The 22768-nt window shown below is 68.4% G+C and carries 18 protein-coding genes and 2 pseudogenes; 10 read left to right on the top strand and 10 right to left on the bottom strand.

The window, feature by feature from the left end; all coding sequences use genetic code 11:
* Positions 1-6: 6 nt before the first annotated feature.
* Entirely contained in the window at positions 7-984 is a 978-nt protein-coding gene (locus ACWDUD_RS02425) for a pseudouridine synthase (protein ID WP_197258018.1), read from the bottom strand.
* Between the two features lie 474 nt (positions 985-1458).
* Between ACWDUD_RS02425 and ACWDUD_RS02420 the strand changes: the two genes are divergently transcribed.
* The gene (locus ACWDUD_RS02420) at positions 1459-4116 is read left to right on the top strand and encodes a hypothetical protein (protein ID WP_450108216.1); all 2658 of its coding nucleotides are present in this window, start codon (positions 1459-1461) and stop codon (positions 4114-4116) included.
* 15 nt (positions 4117-4131) lie between these two features.
* Here ACWDUD_RS02420 and ACWDUD_RS02415 read toward each other — a convergent pair whose 3' ends face one another.
* Complete coding sequence (locus tag ACWDUD_RS02415; protein WP_450108215.1) at positions 4132-4911, bottom strand: alpha/beta fold hydrolase; 780 nt, start codon at positions 4909-4911, stop codon at positions 4132-4134.
* Positions 4912-4960: 49 nt separating this feature from the next.
* On the opposite strand from ACWDUD_RS02415, the gene ACWDUD_RS02410 reads away from it, so the two are divergent.
* The 5 genes from ACWDUD_RS02410 to ACWDUD_RS02390 all read left to right on the top strand — a co-directional run bounded on the left by ACWDUD_RS02410 (position 4961) and on the right by ACWDUD_RS02390 (position 9752).
* Positions 4961-6718: a GNAT family N-acetyltransferase gene (locus tag ACWDUD_RS02410; RefSeq protein ID WP_197257950.1), complete on the top strand. Its 1758-nt coding sequence runs from the start codon at positions 4961-4963 to the stop codon at positions 6716-6718.
* A gap of 56 nt (positions 6719-6774) precedes the next feature.
* On the top strand, positions 6775-7446 hold the full coding sequence (locus tag ACWDUD_RS02405; RefSeq protein WP_197257952.1) for a response regulator transcription factor: 672 nt from the start codon (positions 6775-6777) through the stop codon (positions 7444-7446).
* Positions 7443-8708, top strand: coding sequence for a sensor histidine kinase (locus ACWDUD_RS02400; protein WP_450108214.1), 1266 nt, complete (start codon positions 7443-7445; stop codon positions 8706-8708). The genes ACWDUD_RS02405 and ACWDUD_RS02400 overlap by 4 nt, the downstream gene beginning before the upstream one ends.
* A gap of 42 nt (positions 8709-8750) precedes the next feature.
* The gene (locus ACWDUD_RS02395) at positions 8751-9269 is read left to right on the top strand and encodes a DUF2231 domain-containing protein (protein WP_450108213.1); all 519 of its coding nucleotides are present in this window, start codon (positions 8751-8753) and stop codon (positions 9267-9269) included.
* A 198-nt stretch (positions 9270-9467) separates the two neighbouring features.
* Positions 9468-9752 carry an SHOCT domain-containing protein gene (locus ACWDUD_RS02390; RefSeq protein ID WP_197257958.1) on the top strand — a complete coding sequence of 95 codons (285 nt, stop codon included), beginning with the start codon at positions 9468-9470 and terminating at the stop codon, positions 9750-9752.
* A 15-nt stretch (positions 9753-9767) separates the two neighbouring features.
* Here the strand turns inward: ACWDUD_RS02390 and ACWDUD_RS02385 are convergent.
* A pseudogene (locus tag ACWDUD_RS02385) lies at positions 9768-10043 on the bottom strand (transposase); the annotation flags it as partial.
* Between ACWDUD_RS02385 and ACWDUD_RS02380 the strand changes: the two are divergent.
* Positions 9993-10586 (top strand): annotated as a pseudogene (locus ACWDUD_RS02380) (SDR family NAD(P)-dependent oxidoreductase). The pseudogenes ACWDUD_RS02385 and ACWDUD_RS02380 sit on opposite strands and share 51 nt — an antisense overlap.
* Here ACWDUD_RS02380 and ACWDUD_RS02375 read toward each other — a convergent pair.
* The gene (locus ACWDUD_RS02375) at positions 10561-11115 is read right to left on the bottom strand and encodes a TetR/AcrR family transcriptional regulator (RefSeq protein WP_197257960.1); all 555 of its coding nucleotides are present in this window, start codon (positions 11113-11115) and stop codon (positions 10561-10563) included. The pseudogene ACWDUD_RS02380 and the gene ACWDUD_RS02375 overlap by 26 nt on opposite strands.
* 124 nt (positions 11116-11239) lie before the next feature.
* Between ACWDUD_RS02375 and ACWDUD_RS02370 the strand changes: the two genes are divergently transcribed.
* Positions 11240-12250 (top strand): ABC transporter permease, encoded by a 1011-nt coding sequence (locus ACWDUD_RS02370; protein ID WP_197257962.1) that lies wholly within the window; start codon positions 11240-11242, stop codon positions 12248-12250.
* A gap of 55 nt (positions 12251-12305) precedes the next feature.
* On the opposite strand, the gene ACWDUD_RS02365 is transcribed toward ACWDUD_RS02370, so the two are convergent.
* Complete coding sequence (locus tag ACWDUD_RS02365) at positions 12306-13565, bottom strand: MFS transporter (RefSeq protein WP_450108212.1); 1260 nt, start codon at positions 13563-13565, stop codon at positions 12306-12308.
* Positions 13566-13757: 192 nt separating this feature from the next.
* On the opposite strand from ACWDUD_RS02365, the gene ACWDUD_RS02360 reads away from it, so the two are divergent.
* Positions 13758-14054: an FmdB family zinc ribbon protein gene (locus ACWDUD_RS02360; RefSeq protein WP_450108211.1), complete on the top strand. Its 297-nt coding sequence runs from the start codon at positions 13758-13760 to the stop codon at positions 14052-14054.
* A 22-nt stretch (positions 14055-14076) separates the two neighbouring features.
* Positions 14077-15330, top strand: a complete 1254-nt coding sequence (gene fmdA / locus ACWDUD_RS02355) for a formamidase (protein ID WP_450108210.1) — start codon at positions 14077-14079, stop codon at positions 15328-15330.
* 18 nt (positions 15331-15348) lie between these two features.
* On the opposite strand, the gene ACWDUD_RS02350 is transcribed toward fmdA, so the two are convergent.
* The 5 genes from ACWDUD_RS02350 to ACWDUD_RS02330 all read right to left on the bottom strand — a co-directional run bounded on the left by ACWDUD_RS02350 (position 15349) and on the right by ACWDUD_RS02330 (position 22767).
* A complete protein-coding gene (locus ACWDUD_RS02350) occupies positions 15349-15726 on the bottom strand; it encodes a VOC family protein (RefSeq protein WP_450108209.1) in 378 nt (125 codons plus the stop codon).
* Positions 15727-15816: 90 nt separating this feature from the next.
* The gene (locus ACWDUD_RS02345; protein WP_450106536.1) at positions 15817-16086 is read right to left on the bottom strand and encodes a GlsB/YeaQ/YmgE family stress response membrane protein; all 270 of its coding nucleotides are present in this window, start codon (positions 16084-16086) and stop codon (positions 15817-15819) included.
* 60 nt (positions 16087-16146) lie between these two features.
* A complete protein-coding gene (locus ACWDUD_RS02340) occupies positions 16147-19368 on the bottom strand; it encodes a bifunctional cytochrome P450/NADPH--P450 reductase (RefSeq protein ID WP_450108208.1) in 3222 nt (1073 codons plus the stop codon).
* A 559-nt stretch (positions 19369-19927) separates the two neighbouring features.
* Entirely contained in the window at positions 19928-20383 is a 456-nt protein-coding gene (locus ACWDUD_RS02335) for a nitroreductase/quinone reductase family protein (protein ID WP_197257981.1), read from the bottom strand.
* A gap of 38 nt (positions 20384-20421) precedes the next feature.
* Positions 20422-22767 (bottom strand): FHA domain-containing protein, encoded by a 2346-nt coding sequence (locus ACWDUD_RS02330; protein WP_248673871.1) that lies wholly within the window; start codon positions 22765-22767, stop codon positions 20422-20424.
* Between the last annotated feature and the right edge of the window lies 1 nt (position 22768).

The following is a 22768-nucleotide window of genomic DNA, read 5'->3' as shown; positions in this document are numbered from 1 at the left end:
ACGGGCTCAGCGTCCCGGAACGGGTGCTTCGCTCAACGTCCGTCGGGTGACGAACCGTCGCGGCACCCCTGACAGTGGATCGGTGAATTCCAGTTCCCGCGCCAGTAATTGGAGGGGGAGGGAATAATCGTCGGGTTCCTCGGCCAAGAGGTCGGGATACCAACGGTCGCCCAGGATCCCGACGCCGAGCGCCGCCAGATGCACCCGCAGTTGGTGCATCCGTCCGGTGTGCGGCCGCAGGAGCGTGTGCAGCACCGCACGTCCCGAGGCGCTCACGCCGGTGCCGAGCACCTCGATCACCGTCTCGGAGTTGGGCTCTCGCGAATCGTCGACGACGACCCGCAGCTCGCCGCGGCGCGACTCGATGTGGTTGCGGTAGACGACGGGCACGGCGTGCCTGGCGAGCGCCGGTGCGGCAGGGTCCCATTCGGACGGAAGCGCCGACACCGCCTCGTAGACCTTCACGACCTGCCGCTTCTCGAACAGCGATTGGTAGGCGCCGCGCGTCTCGGGACGAGTCGAGAACATCACCAGACCTGCGGTTGCTCGATCGAGTCGATGGATCGGCGTCAGATCCGGATTGTCGAGGCGGGTCCGCAGTCGGACGAGCGCGGACTCGCGCAGGTACCGCCCGCCCGGGGTGGTCGGCAGGAAGTGCGGCTTGTCGATCACGACGAGGTCGTCGTCGACGTGGAGAATCTCCTCGTCGAACGGCACCGGTTCCTCGGTCGGCAGATCGCGGTAGTACCAGACGAACCGGTGCGCTCCCAGTTCCGTATCGCGGTCGATCGGACTGCCGTCGGCGCCCACGATCTCGTCGGCGTCGAACCGCCGGTACAGGTCGTCGGCGTCGAGGTGATCGAACCTGGCGACGACGTATTCGGCGATCGTCGACCAGGGGCCGGAGTTCGGGACGCGCAGTCGCGTCGGCCCGACGCCGTTCCTGACAGGTAGTGGTGAGGGCATGGGCACGCCCGTCATCATCTCATCGGCCGCCGGTTCGGCCGCGCATCGGGTCGCGCCGAGGCGCCGGTAGACGGTGATCAACGCCGATGGTCGTCGGGATGGGCTTACCGCACGAACTCGCCGCCCAACCCGAGGGCCCTGGCCTAGAATCGAATGCGCAGTCGGGGGACATTGTTGCACCGGTCGGAATGTGAATGGGTCGGTGTCGTGCAGTTCGGTCGTGGTTGTAGACGCAACGAAGCTCGCGCTACTCACGAAAGGCGGGGACTCGACACTTCTCGGGAGTTCGAAATCGCCCAAGAGGCACAAGGGTGTGTCGGAATATGCTGGGGCCGTTCTGATCTGGGTTCGGCCAATTCTTCATTGATGCCGGCTCGGCGGTGGCAGGTTCGGAAGTGTGATCTCGATCCGAGAATGCCTTCTGGACAAGTCTTTCGGTGAGCGCAGCGTATAGCGATCGGTTGTGGAACCGACAGGGAGGAGGCGGCGACCATGGCCGTGCCAGGTCCGTCGTCGGCGCTGAAACGACTCGATGAATTGCTCGCCGGTACTGAGTCGCGCAAGGTCTGGCAGCGCGACAAGCCGAATCCGAAGGGGCTCGAGCCGGCCGAGTCGCCACCGACGCCCGTGCCGGATCCCCCGGCGACGGGCTATCTCAACCCGAATACTTACTTCGAAAACGACCTGGGCAATCCTGATCTGAATCTCAGCCACGCGGAGGCGGCGGAGACGTTCGCGGACGAGGTCGATAAGTACGGGGACTATTGTCGGCGCAGCACGGATATCACCATGCGCGGCGGCACGACCTCGGGCATCGTCTACCCGCTCGCGGTGTGTGAGATCGCCCGCGCGTTCCGGCTGCGCAACATCGGTGGGACGTCGGCGGGTGCGATCGCCGCGGCCGCAGCTGCCGCCGCGGAGCTGGGGCGCATGCGCGGGGTCGAAGGAAAGAAACTGCCGACAGAGGATTCCTCCCCGGAGTCCGTGCAGCGAGGTTTCGCGGGTCTCGCCGAAGTTGTCCAATGGCTGACACAACTCGATGGACGCCGGCCCGACACGGAAGGTGGGTCGGACGACGAATTTCGGCTGGCCGAGCTCTTCCGTCCGAGCGATCCGGCGCCCGGTACTCCGGGGACTCGCGAGGCGAAGTCGGCGAAGCGCCGGGAGCGGCGACTGTTCGGGTTGCTCGAACCGATCATGCGGCGCCGCAACCGTTACCAGGCGGTCTGGCGGGCCGCGCTGGCGCTCGGATTGCGATGGTGCACCCTCGGCATGCTGATCAGCGCCGGGACCTTCGCACTCCTGGTCGTGGCGATGCGCCGGGCCGTCGACGAAGCGGCCGGTGACGCGCGGGGCCGGTGGGGCTCGGCGTTGGGACTGTCGGTGACCGGGATCCTCACGATCGTGTTGGTGGTCGTGAGCGCGGTCGGTGTATTCCGTCTCCAACGAGCGCGCGGCATGAAACGGGATCTGGATCGTGAGATCGAGAACTGGATCGCCGGCAAGGACGCGAAGGCAACCGCGCTCTACCAGGAGCTGCTGAAGAGCCACACCAGTGCCGAGGAGCCGCGTGCGACGACCGGGGTGCTCGCAGCGACCGTGATCGGGCTGGTGGCCTGCGTCTCGGCCGGTGCGGCATTCGTGTGGATCGCGACGGAACGCTCGACCATGGATTTCGCCGGAACTGCCTCGGCCGCATTGCTCGTACTGGCCTTCACCGGGTTGTGGGCGCTCGTATCCGCGGCGTTCCTGGGCGTCATAGCAATGGACATGAACGCGAAATTCCGGTCGCGGGATCAGTACGGGCTGTTCTCAGGGGATCGCCTGGTGGCATGGATCGACGCTCGGCTCCGGGATCTCGCCGGGCAGGAAAGGCCGTTGACGTTCGGTGACCTGTGGGGCGTCGACGAAAACGATGAGAACAGACGGGGGGAGAAGCTGGCACACCGTGCCCGCGCGCGCCGCGTCAATCTGCAACTGGTCACCACCGATCTGGCGCAGCAGCGGCCGTTCCTGTTTCCGTTCGTCGACAACGCGAGCATGAAGGACTCGCTGGGCAGCCAGTTCTATGTCGACCGTAAGGATCTCGAGGCGATCTTCCCACCGGAGGTCGTCGACTTGGTGGCGCCCGAGTCAGTCGAGGGCGAGCAGAATTCCAGTACGTACAAGTGCTGGGACGAGGAGAAGGGGAAGTGGGAACGGCGCGAACTCTGGGCGCTTCCCGAGCCGTGGGACCTTCCCGTCGTATTCGCGGTCCGGGCTAGCATGGCGCTACCGTTCCTCTTCAAGGCCGTCCGCGTCTACCGGTTGCGAAAGCCGACCACGGTGCGCGACGATATGGGTCGGCCGCTCGAGTTCGAGCCGAAGAAGGCGCTCGAGTCCCCGATGATGAATGCCGATAACGAAATCGCAGAGGAACTGTGGCTGTCGGACGGCGGTATCACTTCGAACTTCCCGGTGCACCTGTTCGACCAGTCTCTGCCGGAATGGCCGACGTTCGGTCTGAACCTGGGGCGGCATCCGCGGGGATTCGAGCATCAGGACGTGTGGTTTCCCGAGGACTGGCAGTCCAGCGTGCCGCCGTACAGCGTAGTTCGCGGGACCGCGGCCGGATTCGTCGCGGCGATCGTGTCCACCGCCCGGACCTGGCGGGATGTCATGCAGACGAACATGCCCAGCACCCGCGGCCGGGTCGCGTGGGTGCGGCAGCGTGCCGAGGAAGGCGGAACCAACCTGTTCATGAGGCGTGAGACGGTCGCGTCGATGGCGTTGCGCGGTGCGCTCGCCGGGGCCAGACTGCGGCACCGCTTCGCAGCCGACGAAAAGCGTTGGAAGCGCCACAAGTGGCTGCGTCTGCGCGCAGCGGTGAGCACCCTCGACGAGGTTTGTGAGACGACCGCGATCGCGCTTCCCGCGTATCGCGACCTGTTCCACGAGGCAGGTGCCACCGAGGCCGCGGGGAAGACGTGGCTGGAGGAAGAAGGCCTGACGGACGAGGTTCAGCTCTTCATTCCGAGTAACGGCCAGTTCTGGGACCCTGCGAAGACGCTGCTGCAGAACGTGGGGAAGGGGCCGGATGTGCCCGACGCCGACCTCCGCAGTGGTGCCCCGACCCCGGCCCCGGAGTTCCGCCAGTCGCCACGCATGTGACGACTCGCCCCGCCGCTACCCCTGCCGCGCCACGTCCGCGCACAGGATACTCGGCCAGCGGGCGAGGTCGTCCGGCGTGCGGGCCACCTCCAGAGTCGAGTCCGGGAGAAGATCCAGCAACGCCTCGGCCGTGGACACCGGGTGCCCGGGATCGTCGATCCAGGCGAGAATCGTTGCGGGAACGTCGATCTTGGCGACCTCGTCGGGGTCGGGCAGGTCGCTCAGCGCGGCTCCTCGGAACAGCGACGGAAGCAGGTGCTCGGCGACGTCCGGCACGGTCTCCGGGGTTCCCGCGGTTGCAGGCGGACGCGACTGCGACAGGTCCGCTCGGAGGAACGCGTCGAGTCCCTGCTCCTCGATGACCCGGGCATTCTGCCGGTAACTCTCTGCCTTGGCCGCGCGCGTTTCCCATGCGGTCGCCGGCACCATCAGGGTGAGGCCACTGAACCGCCCCGGATCCCGGACCGCCGCGTGCAGCAGTGTTCCGGTGCCCATCGACGGGCCGACGCCGTGGACCTGCTCGCCGGGGAACCAGTGGTCGAGCAGTCGCAGCAGGTCGTCGGCGAGGACCTCCCAGCGGTAGTCCTCCGGCACCGCGCGGCCGGTCGAACGGCCGTGCCCGCGCGCGTCGTACCTGAGGAGTCGGGTCCCGCTCAGTCCACGCCCGAGATCGAGATCCATCAGGCGGTCGCGATGGCGGCTGGAGGTGAGGCCGTGGAGTTGCACAACCGGGTGGCCACCCTCGTCGCTCAGCTCCACGTCCAGTTCGGCTCCCGGAACACTGAAGGTCGGCACGGCGGCTCCTTGGTCGGTCGTCGCTGAGGAAGGCGCCTAGGATACCGCCATGCGGCTCACGAACGTCGCGCACCTGCGCCTTCCCTTCGGTCGGCTGCTCGGCTACGACGTGACAGCCGGACAGCCGGGCCGACCCCTGCCCGTCTCCTTCGACCAGGGACGCCACGTCGGTGCGGGCGACCGTGCCGGATCCTGGATGGCCTTGTCCTTCAGGCTCTCCGAGCCGGTGTCACCCGACGATCTCGCGACCGCGTGGCTGGCGGTGATCGCGCGGCACGGCACGTTGCGGTCGGTCTTCGTGCCCGGAGACGACGGTGAGCCGAAGTTGTACGAGGTCGAAATCACACCCGGCCGGTGGGTCGAGCACTCGATCGCGCCCGGCCAGGCGGTCAACGATGCCCTGCGGGACGTGCTCGACCGCGCGTGCTCGCCGTACACCCGTCCGTCGCACCGGCTGTGCATGCTCGAGACAGCGGACGGACCGACGGTGGTGATCGCCGCCGACCACTCGCACGTCGACATGTGGTCGATGCTGGTGCTCGCCCGCGACCTGCTCGCCGCACTCGCAGCGGTCCACGAGGGCCGTGAACCGGCATTGCCGACGGCACCGGCGTTCGCCGAGCACACCAGCGCGCTTCGCGACCGCCCGACCGCACCCGACGACGTACGCCGCCGCTGGGCCGAGGTCCTCGCGGCCAGTGGCGACGTGATGCCGCGGTTCCCGCTGCCGCTGGGCGAGGAGACGCTGCATCGCGAACGCGTGGAGGTGCGCGACGTGCTCGACGTCGACGACAGCGCTGCCTTCGGGGCGCAGGCCAAAGACGACGGCGTCTCGACCCTCGCCCTGGTGGTGGCGGCGATGACCGACGTGACCCTCGAGCTGGCCGGCTCTCCGTTGCGGGCGGTGTTCCCGGTGCACAGCCGGTACGACGCCACGTGGCACGACTCCGTCGGCTGGTTCATCACCAATTCGGTGCTGGAATCGGCCGTCCCCGAGCCCCGCGCCGCCGCGGAGGCGGTCAAGGAAGCGGTGGGGATGGGGTCTTGGCCCCTCGAGGACGTGCTGCGTCCGTGGGGTGGGATGCCCGAGGCGCCGGGGATGTTCGCGATCTCGTGGCTGGATCTGCGCCGGTTACCGGTCCGGGTCGACGCGACCGGGCTGGAGGCGCAGTACGTCGGCGCGACGATCCGCACCGACGGCGTGATGCTGTGGTTCATCCTCGACGAGTCCGGCTTGCACCTGCGCTGCCGCTACCCCGACACCTCCGAGGCCCGGCTGAATGTCGGCAATTGGCTGGACACGCTCATCGCCCGCTTGCGGTCACGAGCGCGGGAATCGGTCGGGGGACGGCTGAGTGTCGGCGACCGGACGTACCGGGTGACGCGCGCCGCCCGCGTGGACGTGCCGGCGCTGGTCGCGCTCCTGTCCGGCGACACCGGCCGTGAAGGCGCCGAGATCGCGCGGTACGAGGAGGCGTACGACGCGGTGACCCGGGACTCCGCGCACTACCTGGCCGCGGTGCGCGACGAGGACGATCGGATCGTCGGCACCATGCAGCTCTCCATCGTTCCGGGGCTTTCCCGCGGCGGTGTCACGCGGATGCAGATCGAAGGGGTCAGAGTGGCGCCGTCCGAACGTTCCCGGGGTGTCGGCACCGCGATGCTCGAGTGGGCGCACGGGCACGGCCGACAGCGTGGGGCGTCGCTCGCTCAGGTCACCGCGGACCGGGTCTGCGAGCGGGTCTGTACGTTCTTCGCGCGGCTCGGTTACGACAGCACTCACGTCGGGCTGACGCGGGAACTGTAGACGTCCGGACCGCGGCGGTACGGCCCCGAGTGAGCGCCGAGTGGCACTCTCGAATCATGTCCACGTCTGCCGCGCCCCCGTCGGTCCTGCTCGTCGAGGACGACGCGCGCCTCGCGGATCTGCTCGTCGAACTGCTCACGGACGAGGGCTACCGCGTCGATGTCGCCGGTGACGCCCAGGCCGGTCTGCAGCTGGGCTTGACCGGCCGGCACGACGTCGTCGTCCTCGACCGGGGCCTGCCGGGACGCGACGGTATCGAGGTGCTGCGTGCGCTGCGGCGGCGCGGGGTGGGCACACCGGTGCTCGTTCTGACCGCCCGGGGCACACTCGGGGATCGCGTCGAGGGACTCGACGCCGGTGCCGAGGACTACCTCGTCAAGCCGTTCGAGATCCCCGAGCTGCTCGCCCGGCTCCGGGCTCTGCGGCGTCGCCGGTTCGACGGGGCCGAACAGTTGCCGGTGGCAGGTCGTCGACTGGATCTCGCGAGCCGGACGGTGATCGGGGACGACGGGGTGGTCGAGCTATCGGCGAGCGAATGTGCGCTGCTGGCAGTGCTCGCCGCGGCTCCCGGTCAGGTCTTCACGCGAGGGCAACTCCTCGACGCCGCGTTCGGTGCCGCCGGTGCGCTGGGGACCGTCGACACCTACGTCCACTACCTGCGTCGCAAGCTCGGACCCGATGTCGTGCGAACCGTGCGCGGCGTCGGATACCGGCTCGGCTCCCGATGAGAACACGACGGCGCGGTCGCCCTCCGACCCTCGCGACGCGACCGGCCGCGGTGATCGGGGACGAGCACCTGCTGCGCCGCGCGGGTCGGCTCGCAGCGCTGCAGTCCGCGATCGCCCTCGCTCTCGTTCTGCTGGTTGTCGGCGTCGCCGTGTTCCTCGTCGACAGCCGCGTGCAATCGCGTCAGATCGACACTCAGCTGCGGTCGATCGTCGCGACCGCCGAGGACGTCGACGATCCTCCGCCCGGCACGGTGATCGTGCTCCGGGACCACGACGGAGCCACCGAGGCCGGCCCCGGCGCCCCGCCGCGGGCCCTGGAGTTGGTGGATGCCCCGAACGGTTTCGTCGAGTTCCGTGACGGCGACCGGCACTTCCGGGTGCTTGTCGCCGACAACTCGTACGGACGCGCCGTCGTCCTTCTCGACCTGGAACCGTTCGAGGCCGGGCGGGATCGACTGCTGACGGCGCTGGCCCTCGCCGAGTTCGCCGGCATCGCGGCCTCGACGCTGGTCGTCTTCCTGCTGACCCGAAGGTCCATCCGGCCGCTCTCGCAGGCGCTTTCGCTGCAGCGTCGATTCGTCGCCGACGCCTCCCACGAGCTGCGGGCGCCGCTCACCGTCCTGCACACCCGGGCGCAGCTGCTGGCGCGCCGGGCCGGCCGCCTCGAGCCGTCCGAGGTGTCCCGGCAGCTCGAGGGGCTGGTGGACGATACCCGAGCACTCTCCGAGCTCGTGGAGGATCTCCTGCTCTCGGCGTCGTTGGAGTCCGGCCCGGACGCCCGCGAACCGGTCGACACGGCGGACATGTGCGAAGAGATCCGCGACAGCGTCTCGGCGCACGCGCAATCCCTCGGTGTCACTGTCGACTTGGAACGAGACACCGCGACGGCAGTGGTGTCGGGATCCCGTCCGGCCCTGCGGCGTGCGGTGCACGGACTCGTCGACAATGCCGTCACTCACGTCCGGCCGGGCGGACGTGTCACCATCCGCGTCGCTGCCGATGCCGAGTATGCCCGAATTACGGTGACAGACACCGGCATCGGCATCCCTCCTCAGCAGATGCAGCGGCTGTTCACGCGGTTCGCGCACGGACCGGACCGGCCCGGGGGGCCGCGCCGATACGGTATCGGCCTCGCCCTCGTCCGAGAGGTGGCGGAGGCTCACGGCGGCCGGGTCCTGGTCGAATCGCGAGAAGGTCACGGAGCCGGCTTCACGCTCGAACTACCTGTCGATTCCCAGAAAGCTCCAAGAATTCGCCCCTAGTCTGGCGCCCGATCGCACACATCTCGACGAAGGCGAGTAAGCATGGGCCCCACAACGTTCAACGGAATGCCGATCCACCCGCTGCTGGTGCATTTCGTGGTGGTGCTGGTTCCGTTGTCGGCGCTGCTCCTGCTGTTGTCGGTATGCTGGCCGGCCGCCCGGCGCAGGCTCGGGGTCATCACGCCGACAGTTGCGTTCGTGTCCCTCGTCCTTGTCCCGCTGACAACTCAGGCGGGCGAGTGGCTCGAGCACCGGACGCCGCGCGATCCGCTGGTGGAGACCCACGCCGAGCTGGGCGACCAGCTCGTCTACTGGTCGGCCGGGCTGTTCCTGGTCTCGTTCGCGTGGTGGGCGATCCACCAGTCCCGGGTCCGCGCGTGGTGGGCGAAGCGCGCGGGTTCCGCACCGACACAGGTGTCCCGGGTGCTTGCGATCGGGTTCGCCGTCGTCGGGATCGTTCTCGCGGTTGGATCCGTCGTCCAGGTCTATCGGGTCGGTGACAGCGGCGCTGTCGCGGTCTGGAACAACCCGGAGGATGCCTCGGCGACGCAGGATCGGTGACCGCGGCGGTTCCACCCCCGTGACGCCGCTGGGCACCGGTTCCCGTTGTGGTCGGCTGCATGTTCGGTCCGGCCCATCTCGGGCGGGTCTTCGCGAAATCGACGCGGAACAGATTGTCGTGGACGGGGAGCATGGAAGTGGACGAACGGTCCCGCGGCGCCCCGAAGGAGCGTCGCCGAGCGGGAGGAGTGGATCTCGATGATGTTCTGGTACGGCGACGGCATGAGCGGCTGGGGCTATGTCCTCATGACCGTCGCGATGGTGCTGTTCTGGGCGCTCGTGATCGCGGGGATCGTCCTGTTGGTGCGAGCATTGAGTCCGGGTCCGCAAGTGGGACCGCCTCCGGTCCCGCCGCCTGTTCCGGAACCGACCCCGGAGAGCATCCTGGCAACACGCTTTGCGCACGGGGAGATCGACGAGGACGAGTTTCGGCGTTGTCTCGAGGTTCTGCACTCGCACCGGCCGGGGCACCCGTCCACGTGACAACCGCCGAGCAGTGTTCAGGGCGTCGACGAGCCGGTCGTTGTGCACGTGCCGGGCGCAGACCACACGCGTCTTGCCGGACGCTCGGGTGATCGGGCTGGTCCCGGCGTAGTTCTTCCGTGCCTTCGCACCGACGTAACGACCGGGGGCGTCCCCGAACTCGGTGAGCACCCGGGCACCGAGAACGACCCCGAGACCGGGCTGGCCGAGCAGGATCTCAGCGTCCGGGTGCCGGCCGAAATGAGTGGCCGCGCACTTCTCGAGGTTCGCGATCTCGCTGTTCAACGTGGCCGAGGTGGCGTACACCTCTCGCACGTGTTGCACGCGTGTTCGCTCGCGGTGCGCCGGATGAAGAACGGTGGCCGCGGCGGCAGCATCGTCAACCTCTCGACCATCGAAGCGCACCGGGCCGCATCGGGTTTCGCCGTCTACTCCGCTACGAAGGCCGCCGTCGAGCAGTTCGCCTGAACACTCGCGGTCGAGGTGGCGCCGGACCGCATCCGCGTGAACAACGTTGCGCCCGACTTCGTTCCGACACCGAACCTCGAGCGGCTCGCGGCGGGGGAGCACGCCCTGGCCGATCCGCGCAGTGCGGCGATCGCGATTCCGATGGGGCGCGTCGGACATGTCCACGACATCTCCAACTGCGTCGTGTTCCTCGCGTCGGGACTGTCGTCGTTCATCACGGCACGACGCTGCATCCGGACGGCGGAACCCTCGCGTCGTCCGGATGGTTCAACTGGCCCGGGCACGGCTGGGCGAACTATGCGCCCGCCGATGTCCTGGAACGGACCCTGGAAGGGGACAGTTAGGGCCGCATCCCGGCCAGCATGATCGACACCAGGCGGGGGACGAGGTCGGGTGCGACGGCGCGGATGGCCGCGGGCTGGGGGCGGGTGATCATGCCGATCCCGAGAACGAGTTCGAGCGCACCCAGATCCGCGCGGACCGCGCCCGCGGACCGGGCGGCGGCGAGCACGTCCTCGACCCCGGCGAGCGTGATTTGCTGCGCCCGGCGCACCGACTCCGGCAGTTCGTGCGCGACGTACTCCGTCAGAGCGCCCGACAACGCCCCGAGATCCAGTTCGACGAGTCGCTGCACGTAGTTCGTCCAGGCGGTGTCGGGCGCCGCATCGAACGCGTCGAGGGCATCGGCCGCCGCTGCTTGCATGTCGCCGAGGATCGCCAGCGCCACCTCGTGGGCAAGCGCGCTGCGTGATTCGAAGTTCCGGTACAGGGTGGCGATGCCGACGCCTGCGGCCTCGGCGATGGTCTCCAACGCGACGTCGCTGCCGTGGGCGGCGAACAACCGTCGTGCCTCCCGGACGATTGCCTGACGACGCTTCGCGGCATCGGAACGCATCTGTAACTCCTCGGGCGCTCGGTCCTGACGGGCGTTCTTGACATCCCATTCTAAACGGAGGATTATTCTCCACATAAGTGGAGGATCTTCATCCGGTTCAACACCGGGGCAGAAGGACGAGGGAATGACACAGATCGACACGGAGTCCCCGGCGGCAGCCGAGGAGGGCGCTTCCGGACGCACCCGAAACCCCGCCGCCATGCTGCTCGCCATGTGTGCCGGCCTCGGCGTGATCCTGGTTCTGCTCCTGATGGTCTTCATCCTGCCGTCGCTCGAGAGCGGCGCCCACGATCTGCAGGTGGGGGTGGTGGGAACCGATACCGCCCAATTCGAGCAGGCCCTCGGCGCGGCCGCCCCGGATGCATACGAGCCGCAGCGTTTCGAGTCGGACGAGGCTCTGCGCGACGCGATCCGCAATCGCGAGGTCGTCGGCGGGTTCGTCGTCGACGGCGGCAACGTCCACGCTCTGGTCGCCAGTGCCGGTTCGTCCGCCATCTCCGGATCGCTCACCGGCACCGCGCAGACCGTGGCCCGCGCGACCGGATCCGCAGTGACGGTCGAGGACGTCGTTCCGCTGCCCGCGTCCGATCCCACCGGCATCGGCATCGGCGGACTCGCGTTCCCGCTCGTCTTCGGCGGCATCGTCCCGGTCGTCGCGTTCCGGAAGATCTTCCCGCGTAGCAATGCGTGGTACCTCGCGGGCCTGATCGGCTTCGCCGCGCTCGGCGGTATCGCAGTTTCCGCCGTGCTCACCCACTGGTTCGGCAGCATCGAATCGAGCATGTGGCCGGTCGCGGCGGCCCTCACGCTGGGTATCGCAGGGCTCGCCCTTCCGCTGGCGGGTCTTCAGAAGGCGTTCGGTGCCAAGGGATTCACGCTCGGCGCCATGACGATGATGTTCCTCGGCAACCCCCTGGCCGGCATCGCCACCACCTCGGCGTGGCTGCCCAGCGGGCTCGGCACGTTCGGCCAGATCCTGCCGCCGGGTGCAGCCGGAACCCTGGTCCGCTCGGCCGCCTACTTCGACTGGGCCGGCGGGGCAACGGCCGCATTGACTCTCGTGACGTGGGTCGTCGTGGGCCTGGCGCTCTACGCCGTGGGCGCGCGTCGCGCACCCGCCGAGGCGCAGGCCTGACACCTGCCCGACCCGGATTCGGCCGGACGCCTCACGGGCGTCCGGCCGAATCCGTTCAGGTTGCGTTCGTCCGTTCGGGCGCTCGCCAGACGTCGCCGACGCCACGAGGTCCCACTCCTCGGTCGAGAGCGACGAGCAGAACCGCGCAGCCGAGACCCGACAGGGCGGCACCCGTGCCGAACAGAGCGGGATAACCGAGCAGTTCACCGACCGCGCCCGCCGTGAAACCGGCGATGCCCTGGACGACCACGATCGCGCACGCCATCAGCGTGTAGTCGCTGCCCGCGTGGTCGCGATCGGCGGCGTCCATCATGAGCGTGAACACCGCCACGGTCGCGGCGCCGCCGAGGACGTGCTCGGCCAGGCTCGCCGAGACGATCAATCCGAATCCGCCGACCCCGAGCGAGGCGACCAGATACAGCGCCACGCTCGCGGTCTGGGTGACGCCACCGATCAGCAGAGCCCTCCGCCGGCCCCACCGTGAGCACATCCACGCACCCAGTGCCGCACCCGCGAGTGCACCGACCGACGACAGGACGCCCTTGATCAGCGCGATCTGCCCGAGGGACAGACCCGCGTCCGACATGAAGGGGCCGACCATCGCCGACCCCATCGAGTCTCCGAACTTGAAGCCGCCGATGAGCAGGATGAAGACGATCATCCCGGGCCAGCGCAGACGCGTCCACCACCCGGCCGCCAGCCGTACCGGGGTCGCCGGCTCCTGAACGCTGCGTACCGACGCCTGCGGCATCGTCCACACGGGGATCGTCGTCAGAAGCAGCAGCACGGCCATCGTGACGAACAGCGCTCGCCATCCCGCGATGGAGAACAGCCACAGCAACGCACCGCCGCCCACGATCATCCCGATTCGGTAGGCGCCCGCCTGAATTCCGTTGCCGACACCGCGCTCTCGAGGGCTCAGCAGCTGCACTGCGAGCCCGTCGGTGGCGATGTCCTGGGTCGCCGACACCGCATTGACGACCGCGATCCCAACCAGGAGCCAGCGCAGCGACGACTCGAGGTCCAGTGCCGCCATCGAGAGGGTCACCGCCGCCGACAGCAACTGCAGCGTCAGCAGCCATCGGCGTCGAGTGCCGTAGTGGTCGACGTACGGCGCCCACAGGAACTTCAGCGCCCACGGTGCGAACAAAACTCCGGTCGCGCTGATCGCGATCAACGAGAATCCGGACTCCCGGAGCACCACGGGCAGAGCCTGGGTGAAGAACCCGAACGGCAGGCCCTGCGCGAAATACAGGGCAGCGAGCAGCACCATCGTGGACACAGGGATCGTGCCCAGCCGGGCCACTGATTTCATGGGCACATCCTGGCAGAGCCGTCGCCGCGGGCGACTCGACGGGCACGTCGCCGTCGCCGATTCGCCCGGGTTGCCAGGCAGTCGCAGCACCCGAGCCGCAAGGTTGCCTCGACGTTACGACTTTCGCCGACCTCCGGCGCGGCCGCAATCGGTCGGATACGGTCGGGGGCACACCGGATATGCGAAGAACGGATGCCGATGCCGCTGTACGAATTCCGATGCGCCGACTGCGGTTCCTTCGATCTCTCGATGTCGATGAGCGAGGTCGGGCCGGCCGCGCCCTGTCCCCGTTGTTCCCGATCGGCTCCGCGTCTGCTCGGCGCGCCGCGCCTCGGTCGTGGCGGATCGGCGGCGATGCGTGCACACGATGCGGCAGCGCGGACGGCGTCCGAACCCGGCGTCGTATCGGGTGCACTGCCGGGGAGCTCGCGGCGACCGCCGCGGCCCGTTACGACGGATCCCCGGCACCGCTTGCTTCCTCGCCCCTGAAGTCGCCGATCAAGGAGGTTTCGTGCCCGACGTCATCTTCCCCCTCGATTCGACCCGCCGCTTCACCGACCAGGACAAGATCGGTCACAACCGCTGGCACCCCGACATCCCGCCCGTCGCGACCGTGAAGCCGGGGGACTCGTTCCGGGTGCACTGCCGGGAATGGTTCGACGGGGCGATCCACAACGACGACTCGGCCGACGACATCCGCAACGCGCCGCTGCACACCGTGCACGCACTCTCGGGTCCGTTTGCCGTGGAGGGCGCGAAACCCGGCGATCTGCTGATCGTCGACATCCTCGACGTCGGCCCGATCCCGCAGGAGGACTCCGGCCCGCTCGCCGGTCAGGGCTGGGGCTACACCGGGATCTTCGCCAAGCCCAACGGCGGCGGCTTCCTCACCGATCAATTCCCGGACGCGTACAAGGCGATCTGGGACTTCTCCGGACAGAAGACGACGAGTCGCCACGTGCCGCACGTGTCGTTCACCGGCATCGTGCATCCCGGGCTGATGGGGACGGCCCCCTCGCACGATCTGCTCTCGACGTGGAACACGCGCGAAGCCGCGCTGATCGCCACGGATCCGGATCGGGTGCCGCCGCTGGCACTACCGCCCGAGCCGGACGCCGCGATCCTCGGCAGCCTCACCGGTGCGGATTTCGACCGGGTCGCAGCAGAGGCGGCACGGACCGCGCCGCCGCGCGAGAACGGCGGCAACCAGGACATCAAGAACCTCACCAAGGGGAGTCGGATCTTCTACCCGGTGTTCGTCGACGGCGCGAACCTGTCGGTCGGCGACCTGCACTTCTCCCAGGGCGACGGCGAGATCACGTTCTGCGGGGCCATCGAGATGGGCGGCTTCATCGATCTGCGCGTCGACCTCATCCGGGGAGGCATGGAGACCTACGGGGTGAGCGAGAATGCGATCTTCATGCCGGGCAACACCGACCCGCAGTTCTCGGAATGGCTCGCGTTCTCCGGCACCTCGGTCACCCTCGACGGCGAACAGCGCTACCTCGATTCCCAATTGGCATACCAGCGGGCATGCCTGCACGCGATCGACTACCTCACGAAATTCGGATACAGCCCGGAACAGGCATATCTGCTGCTCGGCGCGGCACCGATCGAGGGAAGATTGTCGGGGGTCGTCGACATCCCCAACTCCTGTGCGACGGTGTACATTCCGACGACGATCTTCGACTTCCCCGTGAAGCCGACGGCGGACGGCCCGGTGCGGATCGATCCGGGTGTGGGAGCACCGCATTCGCCCGCATGATCGGCGTCGCCGTGCCGGTCAGAGGAAGGCCGGCGGATCGTAGCGCGGTTGGAACAGCAGGATGTCGTCGGCCCCGGGTACCGCAACATCGACGGTGCGGCCGTAGCCGTCGTCGCGTACCTCACGGGTGAATCGTGCACCCTTCGAGGACAATTCGGCCATCGTCGCTTCGAGGTCGTCACACATCAGCGAGATCGAATGCTGCCGCGGCGAGGAGTACTCGACGCCTTCGTGGACGCCCGACGTCGGGTGGACGCCGAGTTCGGACGGTCCGGTGCGGAAGATGAGCCAGCCGCCACCGGTATCGACGGAGAGGAACCCGAGGATGTCGCGGAAGAACGCGCGGGTCGCGTCGGGGTCGTCGGAGTAGACCAGAGTGTGTACGCCGGTGATCATCGGTTCACGGTACGGCCGGAAGCGCGCTCTCGCTGCCGGAATCGTGTATCCGCAGGTCAGGTGTGCGGCGCGGTCAGGTGTGCAGCATGGTCAGTCGACCGGCGACGTGGACCGCGACTTCCACCACGACCACAGCGCGGTCACGATGATCGCGCCGGCGATGGAACCGATGATGCCGCTGGGGCGCAGCGCCAGACCGTCGCCGGCGAGCAGGCTGATGATCAGGCCACCGACGAACGAACCGCCGACACCGGCAACGAACGCCAGGGTCCAGTCGATTCCGGACTTGGACTTGCCCACGACGAGCTGTGCGACCGCGCCGACGAGCAATCCGAACAGGATGATCCCGATGATCAGCATGCCGGGAGTATAGGCAGCAAAACCCGCGCAGGCCCGGTATTGCGGGGCTCGCGGCGTTACTCAGCTTCCGCCCCAGATGTCCTCGAGGAAGCGGTGTTCTGCGCGCATACCGGACAGCCAGGTCTGCGCTTCGTCGACCGAGCAGCCGCGCTTACCTGCCACGATCTGGCTCAGGGCAGCACGAACCCCGGGAGCGAGCGTGCGGGCGTTGCCGCACACGAAGATCGACGCGCCCTGCCCGATCAGATCCCAGATTTCGTCCTGGTGGGCGAGCATCTCGTCCTGCGCGTACCGGCGGCCCTCGCGCGGTTGCCGTGAGTACGCGATGTGCACCCCGACGTCGGCGCTCGACGCGTAGGACTCCAGTTCGTCGGAGTAGATGTCGTCGTATCCGGGGCAGCGGCAACCGAAGAACAACAGCGAACGGGCCACCGAACCACTCCGTGTCTTCTGGGTCGCGCGTTCCTGAAGGAACCCGCGGAACGGTGCCAGCCCGGTCCCGGCCCCGATCATGATCATCGGCACACTCGGATCGGACGGCGGGTAGAACGGGATGGTCGGCCGACGGCGGAAGACGAAGATGGTGCTGTTGGGCGCCATGTCCGCCAGATAGTTCGAGCACACACCCGCGAACGGGCGACCATCACCGCGAGCCGGGGCACGCAGCACCCCGGTGGTGAGGCTGCACGTCTCCGGATCGGTCGCCGGCGACGACGAGATCGAGTAGTACCGCGGCTGCAGCGGTGGCAGCAGATCCAGGTACTTCTCGAATGGCACCGTGCAGGCGGGGAAGCGCTCGAGCAGGTCGAGAACCGACACGTTGGGCAGGGCGACTTCGTCGCGGTACTGCTCGTCGTCGAGGAGGTCCGTCAGTTCGGCGCGTTGTTCCGGATCCTCGGTGTGCTCGGCGAGCACCTCGATGTCGGCGCGGGTGGCGCAGGCCTGCAGTTCGACGCAACTGCCCAGGATTCCCAGCAGCGGGGTGGATTCGTCGACCGGCAGGTGGGTGTGGGTGCCGGGGTCCGCGACGATCGTGAGGTACATCCCGGCATCCAGGCCGAACCGCCACATCACCCGCCGGATCAAGTCGACGCTGTTGCGCGGCAGCACGCCCAGATGATCACCGGCGCGATAGTCCATGCCCTCGGGCAGCGCGACCTCGACGTGCCGGGTGGATCGAGGCTCGGGAACGGTGGCACCATCGCGCACGAGTTCCCGGTTCACACGGACCCGGGCGGGGACGGCTCGATAGGACAGGACGACTGGATTGGCGAGCTGACGGTTGACGATCGAGATCGACATGCCACCGCCGTCCGGAGGTGCGACGGCTGCCGAGGGCAGATCGAGCGCTGTTTCGAAGTCCGACCACAGCTCCGAATGCCACTGCCGGTACTGGGCGTCGAAGTCGCCGTGCGCGTCGCCCGCACCGCGCGGGCGGATGCGTTGCGCGCCGTGCCGTTCGAGTTCCGTGTCGATGAGGGTCGGGACCGCCTGATAGGTGGCGGCCCAGTCGGTGTCGCCGCAGCCGAACACGGTGTACCGCACGGCCGAGTACGCATCGTCGGGCAGCGACGGCTCGCGCAGCGCCGCGACGAATTGTTCGGCGTTCTCCGGTGGCATCCCGTTGTACGACGAGCACACCACGATCAGCGACGACGCCGTACGGGCGGCATCGATGTGGTCGTCGAGCGTGCCGACGGTCACCCGGAATCCGCGTTCGGTGCCTTCCCGGGCGAGTTTGTTCGCAATGCCTTCGGCGGTACCGAGATTCGATCCGAACAGGATCGTCAGCGGTGTGCCGTGCCCGGTGGCGGGTGCTGCCGGCTCGGCGGCAGGTTCCGGGGTGGGCGCGGTGTCAGCGGCGACAGGCGCCGCGGTGCCGAGTGTGTGCCCCGCGCGAGGCCGGACCCGGATGTAGAACTCGTCCGGTTTGACGGTGAGCGCGGTCCGGGTGTGCAGTTGGTAATCGCGGTGATCTTCGAACTCGAAGCGTTGCAGAAGCATTCCGAGGACGAGCGTGGCCTCCTGCATCGCGAACTGCCGTCCGATGCAGGCCCGCATCCCGGTGCCGAAGGGCTTGTAGGCGTTCGGGGGAAGTGCCTGCTTGTGTTCGGGGGTGAAGCGGTCCGGATCGAATGTGTCGGCGTCGTCGCCCCAGACGGCCGGGTCGCGGTGCAACGCTTGGATGATTACGGAAAGTCCTGTGCCGGCGGGGATCGCGTAGCGTCCGGCGAGGATCTCGTCCTGGCGTGGAGCACGCGTGAACATCGGTGCGGTGGGCCACAATCGGAGCGTCTCGTCGAGAATCTGCGTGACGTAGGTGAGGCGGCGGATCTGCTCGTAGGTAGGCCGTGGATTGTCGCCGAGCACCTCGTCGACCTCGGCCCGCGCACGGTCGGCGATCTCGGGGTGTTTCACCAGGAAGTACAGTGCGAACGAGAGCAGGCCGCTGGTCGTCTCGTGCCCGGCGATCAGGAATGTCAGGCACTGGGCGACGATGTTCTCGTCGGGAAGGCCGAGACCGCTCTTCGGATCGACACCCTCGAGCATGCGGCCCAGCAGGTCCGTATTGTCGGCGTCGCTTCCGCGTCGGCGACGTTCCGAAATGAGCCCTTGGACAAGGGTTTGCATGTACTCCTGGTCTTCCTGGGCCCGCCGTTTCGCCTGGATGTCCAGGCGCCGCTGAATCGGCAGCTGGCGGGCGCGTTTCTGGGCCTGGGCCAGTGAGCGGACCATCGCCGCGACGAACGGGTGCGGTGTCTCGCGGTAGAAGGAGTTGAATCGGTAGTCGAACCCGCACAGGGCGATCGTGTCGAGGGTCAGTGCGGTCATGTCGACCGGGACGTTCACCTCGTCGCCGGGATTGAGACGCGACCACTTGTCCATCAGCTGGCCGGCGATGTCCAGCATGCGCGGGACGTAGTCGCGCATCGCCTGCTGGCTGAACGGCGCCATGAGGATGTTGTGGGCGCGATGCCACAACGGGTCGTCGGTTGCGCTGGTGAACAATCCGGATCCGGCGACGCTGTTGCGGAGGGCGCCGAGCCCGGCACCGACTTGTTTGTCGAACCGGGTGTCGTCGCACAGGTCGTCGACGAGATCGGCGCCGGAGACCATCACCCGGGTTCCCATGGGTAGCGACAGCTTGTAGATCGGGCCGTATTCGCGGGCGAGCGCGATGAAGCCGTCGATCGGGCTGTGGGTGTCGATGTCCAGCAGGTTGCCGAGCCACGGGAGTCCGTGGGGGCCGGGAAGGTCGTCGAGTCCGATCGGTGTCGTCATGGGTTGCTCCGAGCGAGGGAAGCCCTGGCTGTCGCGGTCGCGGATGCAGCGGCACCGGTGAGCGCCGGAGCAGGGGAGGACGTCCGCCGCCGGGGTCGGGCCGGGGTGGTGGGATCTGCGGTCCGATCGGATCTCGGCATCGACAATCCTCACCGTTGCAGGCAGAACGGGAACGATCGAGCGAAATTTTACTCGGTCTCGCGCGCCGATTCCGGGCCCTCGGATACCGGACGGAGTCACTACGTGAGCAACGACCAGGTGGATGCGATCGCGCCGCCGTCCCACCCGCCGCCGCAGGCTCCGCCCGATCGCGCTGGGTAGGCTGCCCGAGGGCGCGCCCGGTGCCGCCGCGCAACCCCGCGCGCTCGAGGCGCTCGGCAGCGGGTTCTCCACGGCCTTCCTCGTGGTCGCGGCCGCCGCCCCTGGCCCCCGCGCTGCTCAGCTGCTTCGGGCTGCGTGGAGTCCGCGAGGTTCGGTCCGGTCGCGGCTGCGGACCGAGTCTGCTGCGGTCTCCGACAGCGAACCTGGTGGGGAAAGCAGAGTCGGCGCCGGTTGTGGGTCAGTTCCGCTCGGTGAGACGGATGACGGGAAGTTCGCGGTCGGTCTTCTTCTCGTAATCGGCGAACCCCGGGCTCGCGCTGACGATCTGTTCCCAGGCGCGCTCTCGTTCGGCGTCGTGAAGCTGCTCGGCGTCGACGGCGACGGTGCGTCCTTCGACCTCGATGCGCACCTTGTCGGGGTTGGCCGCGATGTTGTAGTACCAGCCGGGATTGCCGGCGGCGCCGGCGGCCGAGGCGACGATGAGCCGGCTGCCGTCCGGACCGGGGAACCAGTTGACCGGCGTCGAACGTTCCTGCCCCGTCTTGCGGCCCACAGTGGTGAGGATGAGGGCATTGCTCCCGCGGAAGCGGCCACTGCGCCGGATGCGCCCGGCCATCAGTTTGTTGACCAGACGGAACAGGGGACCGGACGGCTGGCGGGCACCACGAGTTCCCGCGGGGGTGTCGAAGCTCATGGCCGTGTCCTTTGTTCGGGTGTCGGTCGCGGCACGGATCAGCCGCCTGCGCGAGCGCGGAGTTCGCGTCGACGTGCCGAGCGCCGACCCCGCAGCCGCAGCCGACTGTAGGCGAACAGCGCGAGCACGACTCCGACCAGCACCAGCATCCCGATGTTGAACAGCCACGCCGACGAGGTGTGCTGCCACAGCGCATCGGCCTCGGCCGTCGGATCCTTCGCGCGAAGGTCGACGGTCGAGGCCGATGCGGCGTATCCCCAGCGTGCCGAGAACAGCCACGACAACTGTTCGAGCACGACGCGGCCGGTGATCGGGATCAGGCCCCCGCTCATCACCAGCTGCACCATCACCGCCACAACGAGCATCGGCATGACCTGCTCACTCGACCGGGCCACCGCGGACAGGGCCAAGCCGAGGACGACGCACGAGCACGTGGTCAGCGCGATGTCCACCATCAGTTCCACGGCGCCGACCGGAATCAGGGAGCCGGGGCCCGGAGCGCCCTTGCCGGCCATGACCACCAGCACCAATACGACGGACTGGACGATCGCCGCCGCACAGAACACCAGGATCTTGGCCCACAGATAAGCGGAGGGTTGCAGTCCCGCGGCGCGTTCCCGGAAGTAGATCTGCCGTTCGCCGACGAGATCGCGCACCGTCAGCGACAGGCCCATGAAGCAGGCGCCGAGGATCAGCAGGATGAGGATGAACGACAGCTCTCCGGGTTCTTCGCCGGGGGACGGGAATCCGAAACCGTCGTCGCCCGGCACGAGAATCGTCAGGCCACCGAGGACGAACGGCAGCACCGACAGGAAGATCAGATATCCGCGGTCCGCGCGGATCAGTCGCAGCTGCCGCCGCGCCACCGTGCCGAGCTGCTTCGTCCGCGACGTCTGGGCCGGTTGCGGCAGCGGACCGGGCTCGGTCGCCGGTGGCTGCTCGACCAGGGTGCTGCGCGCCAGGTGATCGGCGTACACGGCGTCGGGTTCGGCCGCGACCCGGGCGAAGATCTCCGCCCAGTCGGTACTGCCCAGCGCCGAACCCACCTGCGCGGGCGGGCCGACGTAGGCGGTCTTGCCGCCTGGTGCCAGGAGCAGCACCTGATCGCACATCTCCAGATAGGACAGCGAATGCGTGATCACGAGGATCACCCGGCCCAGGTCCGCGAGGCGCCGCAGGGTGGCCATGATCTGCCGGTCCAGGGCCGGGTCCAGCCCGGACGTGGGCTCGTCGAGGATCAGCAGTGACGGACCGGTGAGCAGCTCCAGGGCCACCGACGCCCGCTTGCGCTGCCCGCCGGACAGATGATCGACACGGGTGTCGGCGTGCTCGGTGAGCTGCAGCTCCGCCAGCACATTCGCAATGGCCTCGTCCCGGTCCGAACGCGTCGTGTCCGGCGGCAGCCGCAGTTCCGCCGCATAGCCGAGTGCCTGCCGCACGGTGAGCTGCCGGTGCACCACGTCGTCCTGCGGGACGAGTCCGATCCGCGACCGCAACGCCTCGTACTCCGAGTGCACGTCGTGGCCCTCGAATTCGACGACACCGTCGGTCGGGCCGGTGGTTCCGGAAATGATCCTCGCGACCGTCGACTTGCCCGCCCCGGACGGGCCGATCACGGCGGTGAGCGTACCGAGCGGGGCGGACAGGCTGACGTCGTCCAGAAGTCGCTGCCCACCGGAGATCGTCAGACCGACGCCGTGCACACGCAGCCCGACCGTGGGTGACGGCTCCTCCTGCCGTGGCACGAGGCGATCGCCGTGCACCACCAGATCGGTGTTGCCGATGGTGACGACGTCGCCGTCGCGCAGGGGTGTGCGGGTCACCGCTTTCCCGTCGACGTACGTGCCGTTGACGCTGCCCAGATCCTCGATCTCGAGGCCCGACGGGCCGGTGTGCAACGCCGCATGGACGCGGGAGACGAGGACGTCGTTCACGACGATGTCGCAGGTCCGGTCGCGTCCGATCGAACGTGCGCCGGCTTCCAGGGGGCGTCGCTTGCGGCGCGGTGCGGGCCGCATATCGTCGGCGCGCATCGTCCGCCACTGCTCGATCATGCCCTTCCGGGTCCGTGTCGCGGACGGGTCGGCCACGCTGATCTTCAGCGACGGCGCGGTGAAGGGACCGCCGCAGCGCACCACGACGGAGTCGGTCACCGCGATCCGATCCACGCGGTGGCCGTCGACGAACGTGCCGTTCTTGCTGTCCGAGTCCGTGACGTACCAGCCGTCGTCCCACAGCACGCGGGCATGCTCGCGGGAGACCATCGGATCGGCGATCGTGATGTCCATTGCCTCGTCCCGGCCGATCCGCACCTGGTCGGGCGCGTCCACGACGGTGCGGCCGCCCTCCCACTCGATCACTACCCGGCCGTTTCCGATGTCCATC

This window comes from Rhodococcus sp. NPDC003382, from assembly GCF_053589135.1.
Note: the sequence above shows the minus strand (reverse complement) of the source record. Positions and strands in the feature narration are given on the sequence as shown.

What these genes read in the sequence shown, in the direction of transcription:
- ACWDUD_RS02370 (WP_197257962.1), top strand. Translation starts at nt 11,240, where the DNA reads ATGACACAGATCGACACGGAGTCCCCGGCGGCAGCCGAGGAGGGCGCT.
- ACWDUD_RS02360 (WP_450108211.1), top strand. Translation starts at nt 13,758, where the DNA reads ATGCCGATGCCGCTGTACGAATTCCGATGCGCCGACTGCGGTTCCTTC.
- ACWDUD_RS02350 (WP_450108209.1), bottom strand. Translation starts at nt 15,726, where the DNA reads ATGATCACCGGCGTACACACTCTGGTCTACTCCGACGACCCCGACGCG.
- ACWDUD_RS02420 (WP_450108216.1), top strand. Translation starts at nt 1,459, where the DNA reads ATGGCCGTGCCAGGTCCGTCGTCGGCGCTGAAACGACTCGATGAATTG.
- ACWDUD_RS02395 (WP_450108213.1), top strand. Translation starts at nt 8,751, where the DNA reads ATGGGCCCCACAACGTTCAACGGAATGCCGATCCACCCGCTGCTGGTG.
- ACWDUD_RS02400 (WP_450108214.1), top strand. Translation starts at nt 7,443, where the DNA reads ATGAGAACACGACGGCGCGGTCGCCCTCCGACCCTCGCGACGCGACCG.
- ACWDUD_RS02330 (WP_248673871.1), bottom strand. Translation starts at nt 22,767, where the DNA reads ATGGACATCGGAAACGGCCGGGTAGTGATCGAGTGGGAGGGCGGCCGC.
- ACWDUD_RS02340 (WP_450108208.1), bottom strand. Translation starts at nt 19,368, where the DNA reads ATGACGACACCGATCGGACTCGACGACCTTCCCGGCCCCCACGGACTC.
- ACWDUD_RS02390 (WP_197257958.1), top strand. Translation starts at nt 9,468, where the DNA reads ATGATGTTCTGGTACGGCGACGGCATGAGCGGCTGGGGCTATGTCCTC.
- ACWDUD_RS02425 (WP_197258018.1), bottom strand. Translation starts at nt 984, where the DNA reads ATGATGACGGGCGTGCCCATGCCCTCACCACTACCTGTCAGGAACGGC.
- ACWDUD_RS02365 (WP_450108212.1), bottom strand. Translation starts at nt 13,565, where the DNA reads ATGAAATCAGTGGCCCGGCTGGGCACGATCCCTGTGTCCACGATGGTG.
- ACWDUD_RS02375 (WP_197257960.1), bottom strand. Translation starts at nt 11,115, where the DNA reads ATGCGTTCCGATGCCGCGAAGCGTCGTCAGGCAATCGTCCGGGAGGCA.
- ACWDUD_RS02335 (WP_197257981.1), bottom strand. Translation starts at nt 20,383, where the DNA reads ATGAGCTTCGACACCCCCGCGGGAACTCGTGGTGCCCGCCAGCCGTCC.
- ACWDUD_RS02410 (WP_197257950.1), top strand. Translation starts at nt 4,961, where the DNA reads ATGCGGCTCACGAACGTCGCGCACCTGCGCCTTCCCTTCGGTCGGCTG.
- ACWDUD_RS02405 (WP_197257952.1), top strand. Translation starts at nt 6,775, where the DNA reads ATGTCCACGTCTGCCGCGCCCCCGTCGGTCCTGCTCGTCGAGGACGAC.
- ACWDUD_RS02345 (WP_450106536.1), bottom strand. Translation starts at nt 16,086, where the DNA reads ATGCTGATCATCGGGATCATCCTGTTCGGATTGCTCGTCGGCGCGGTC.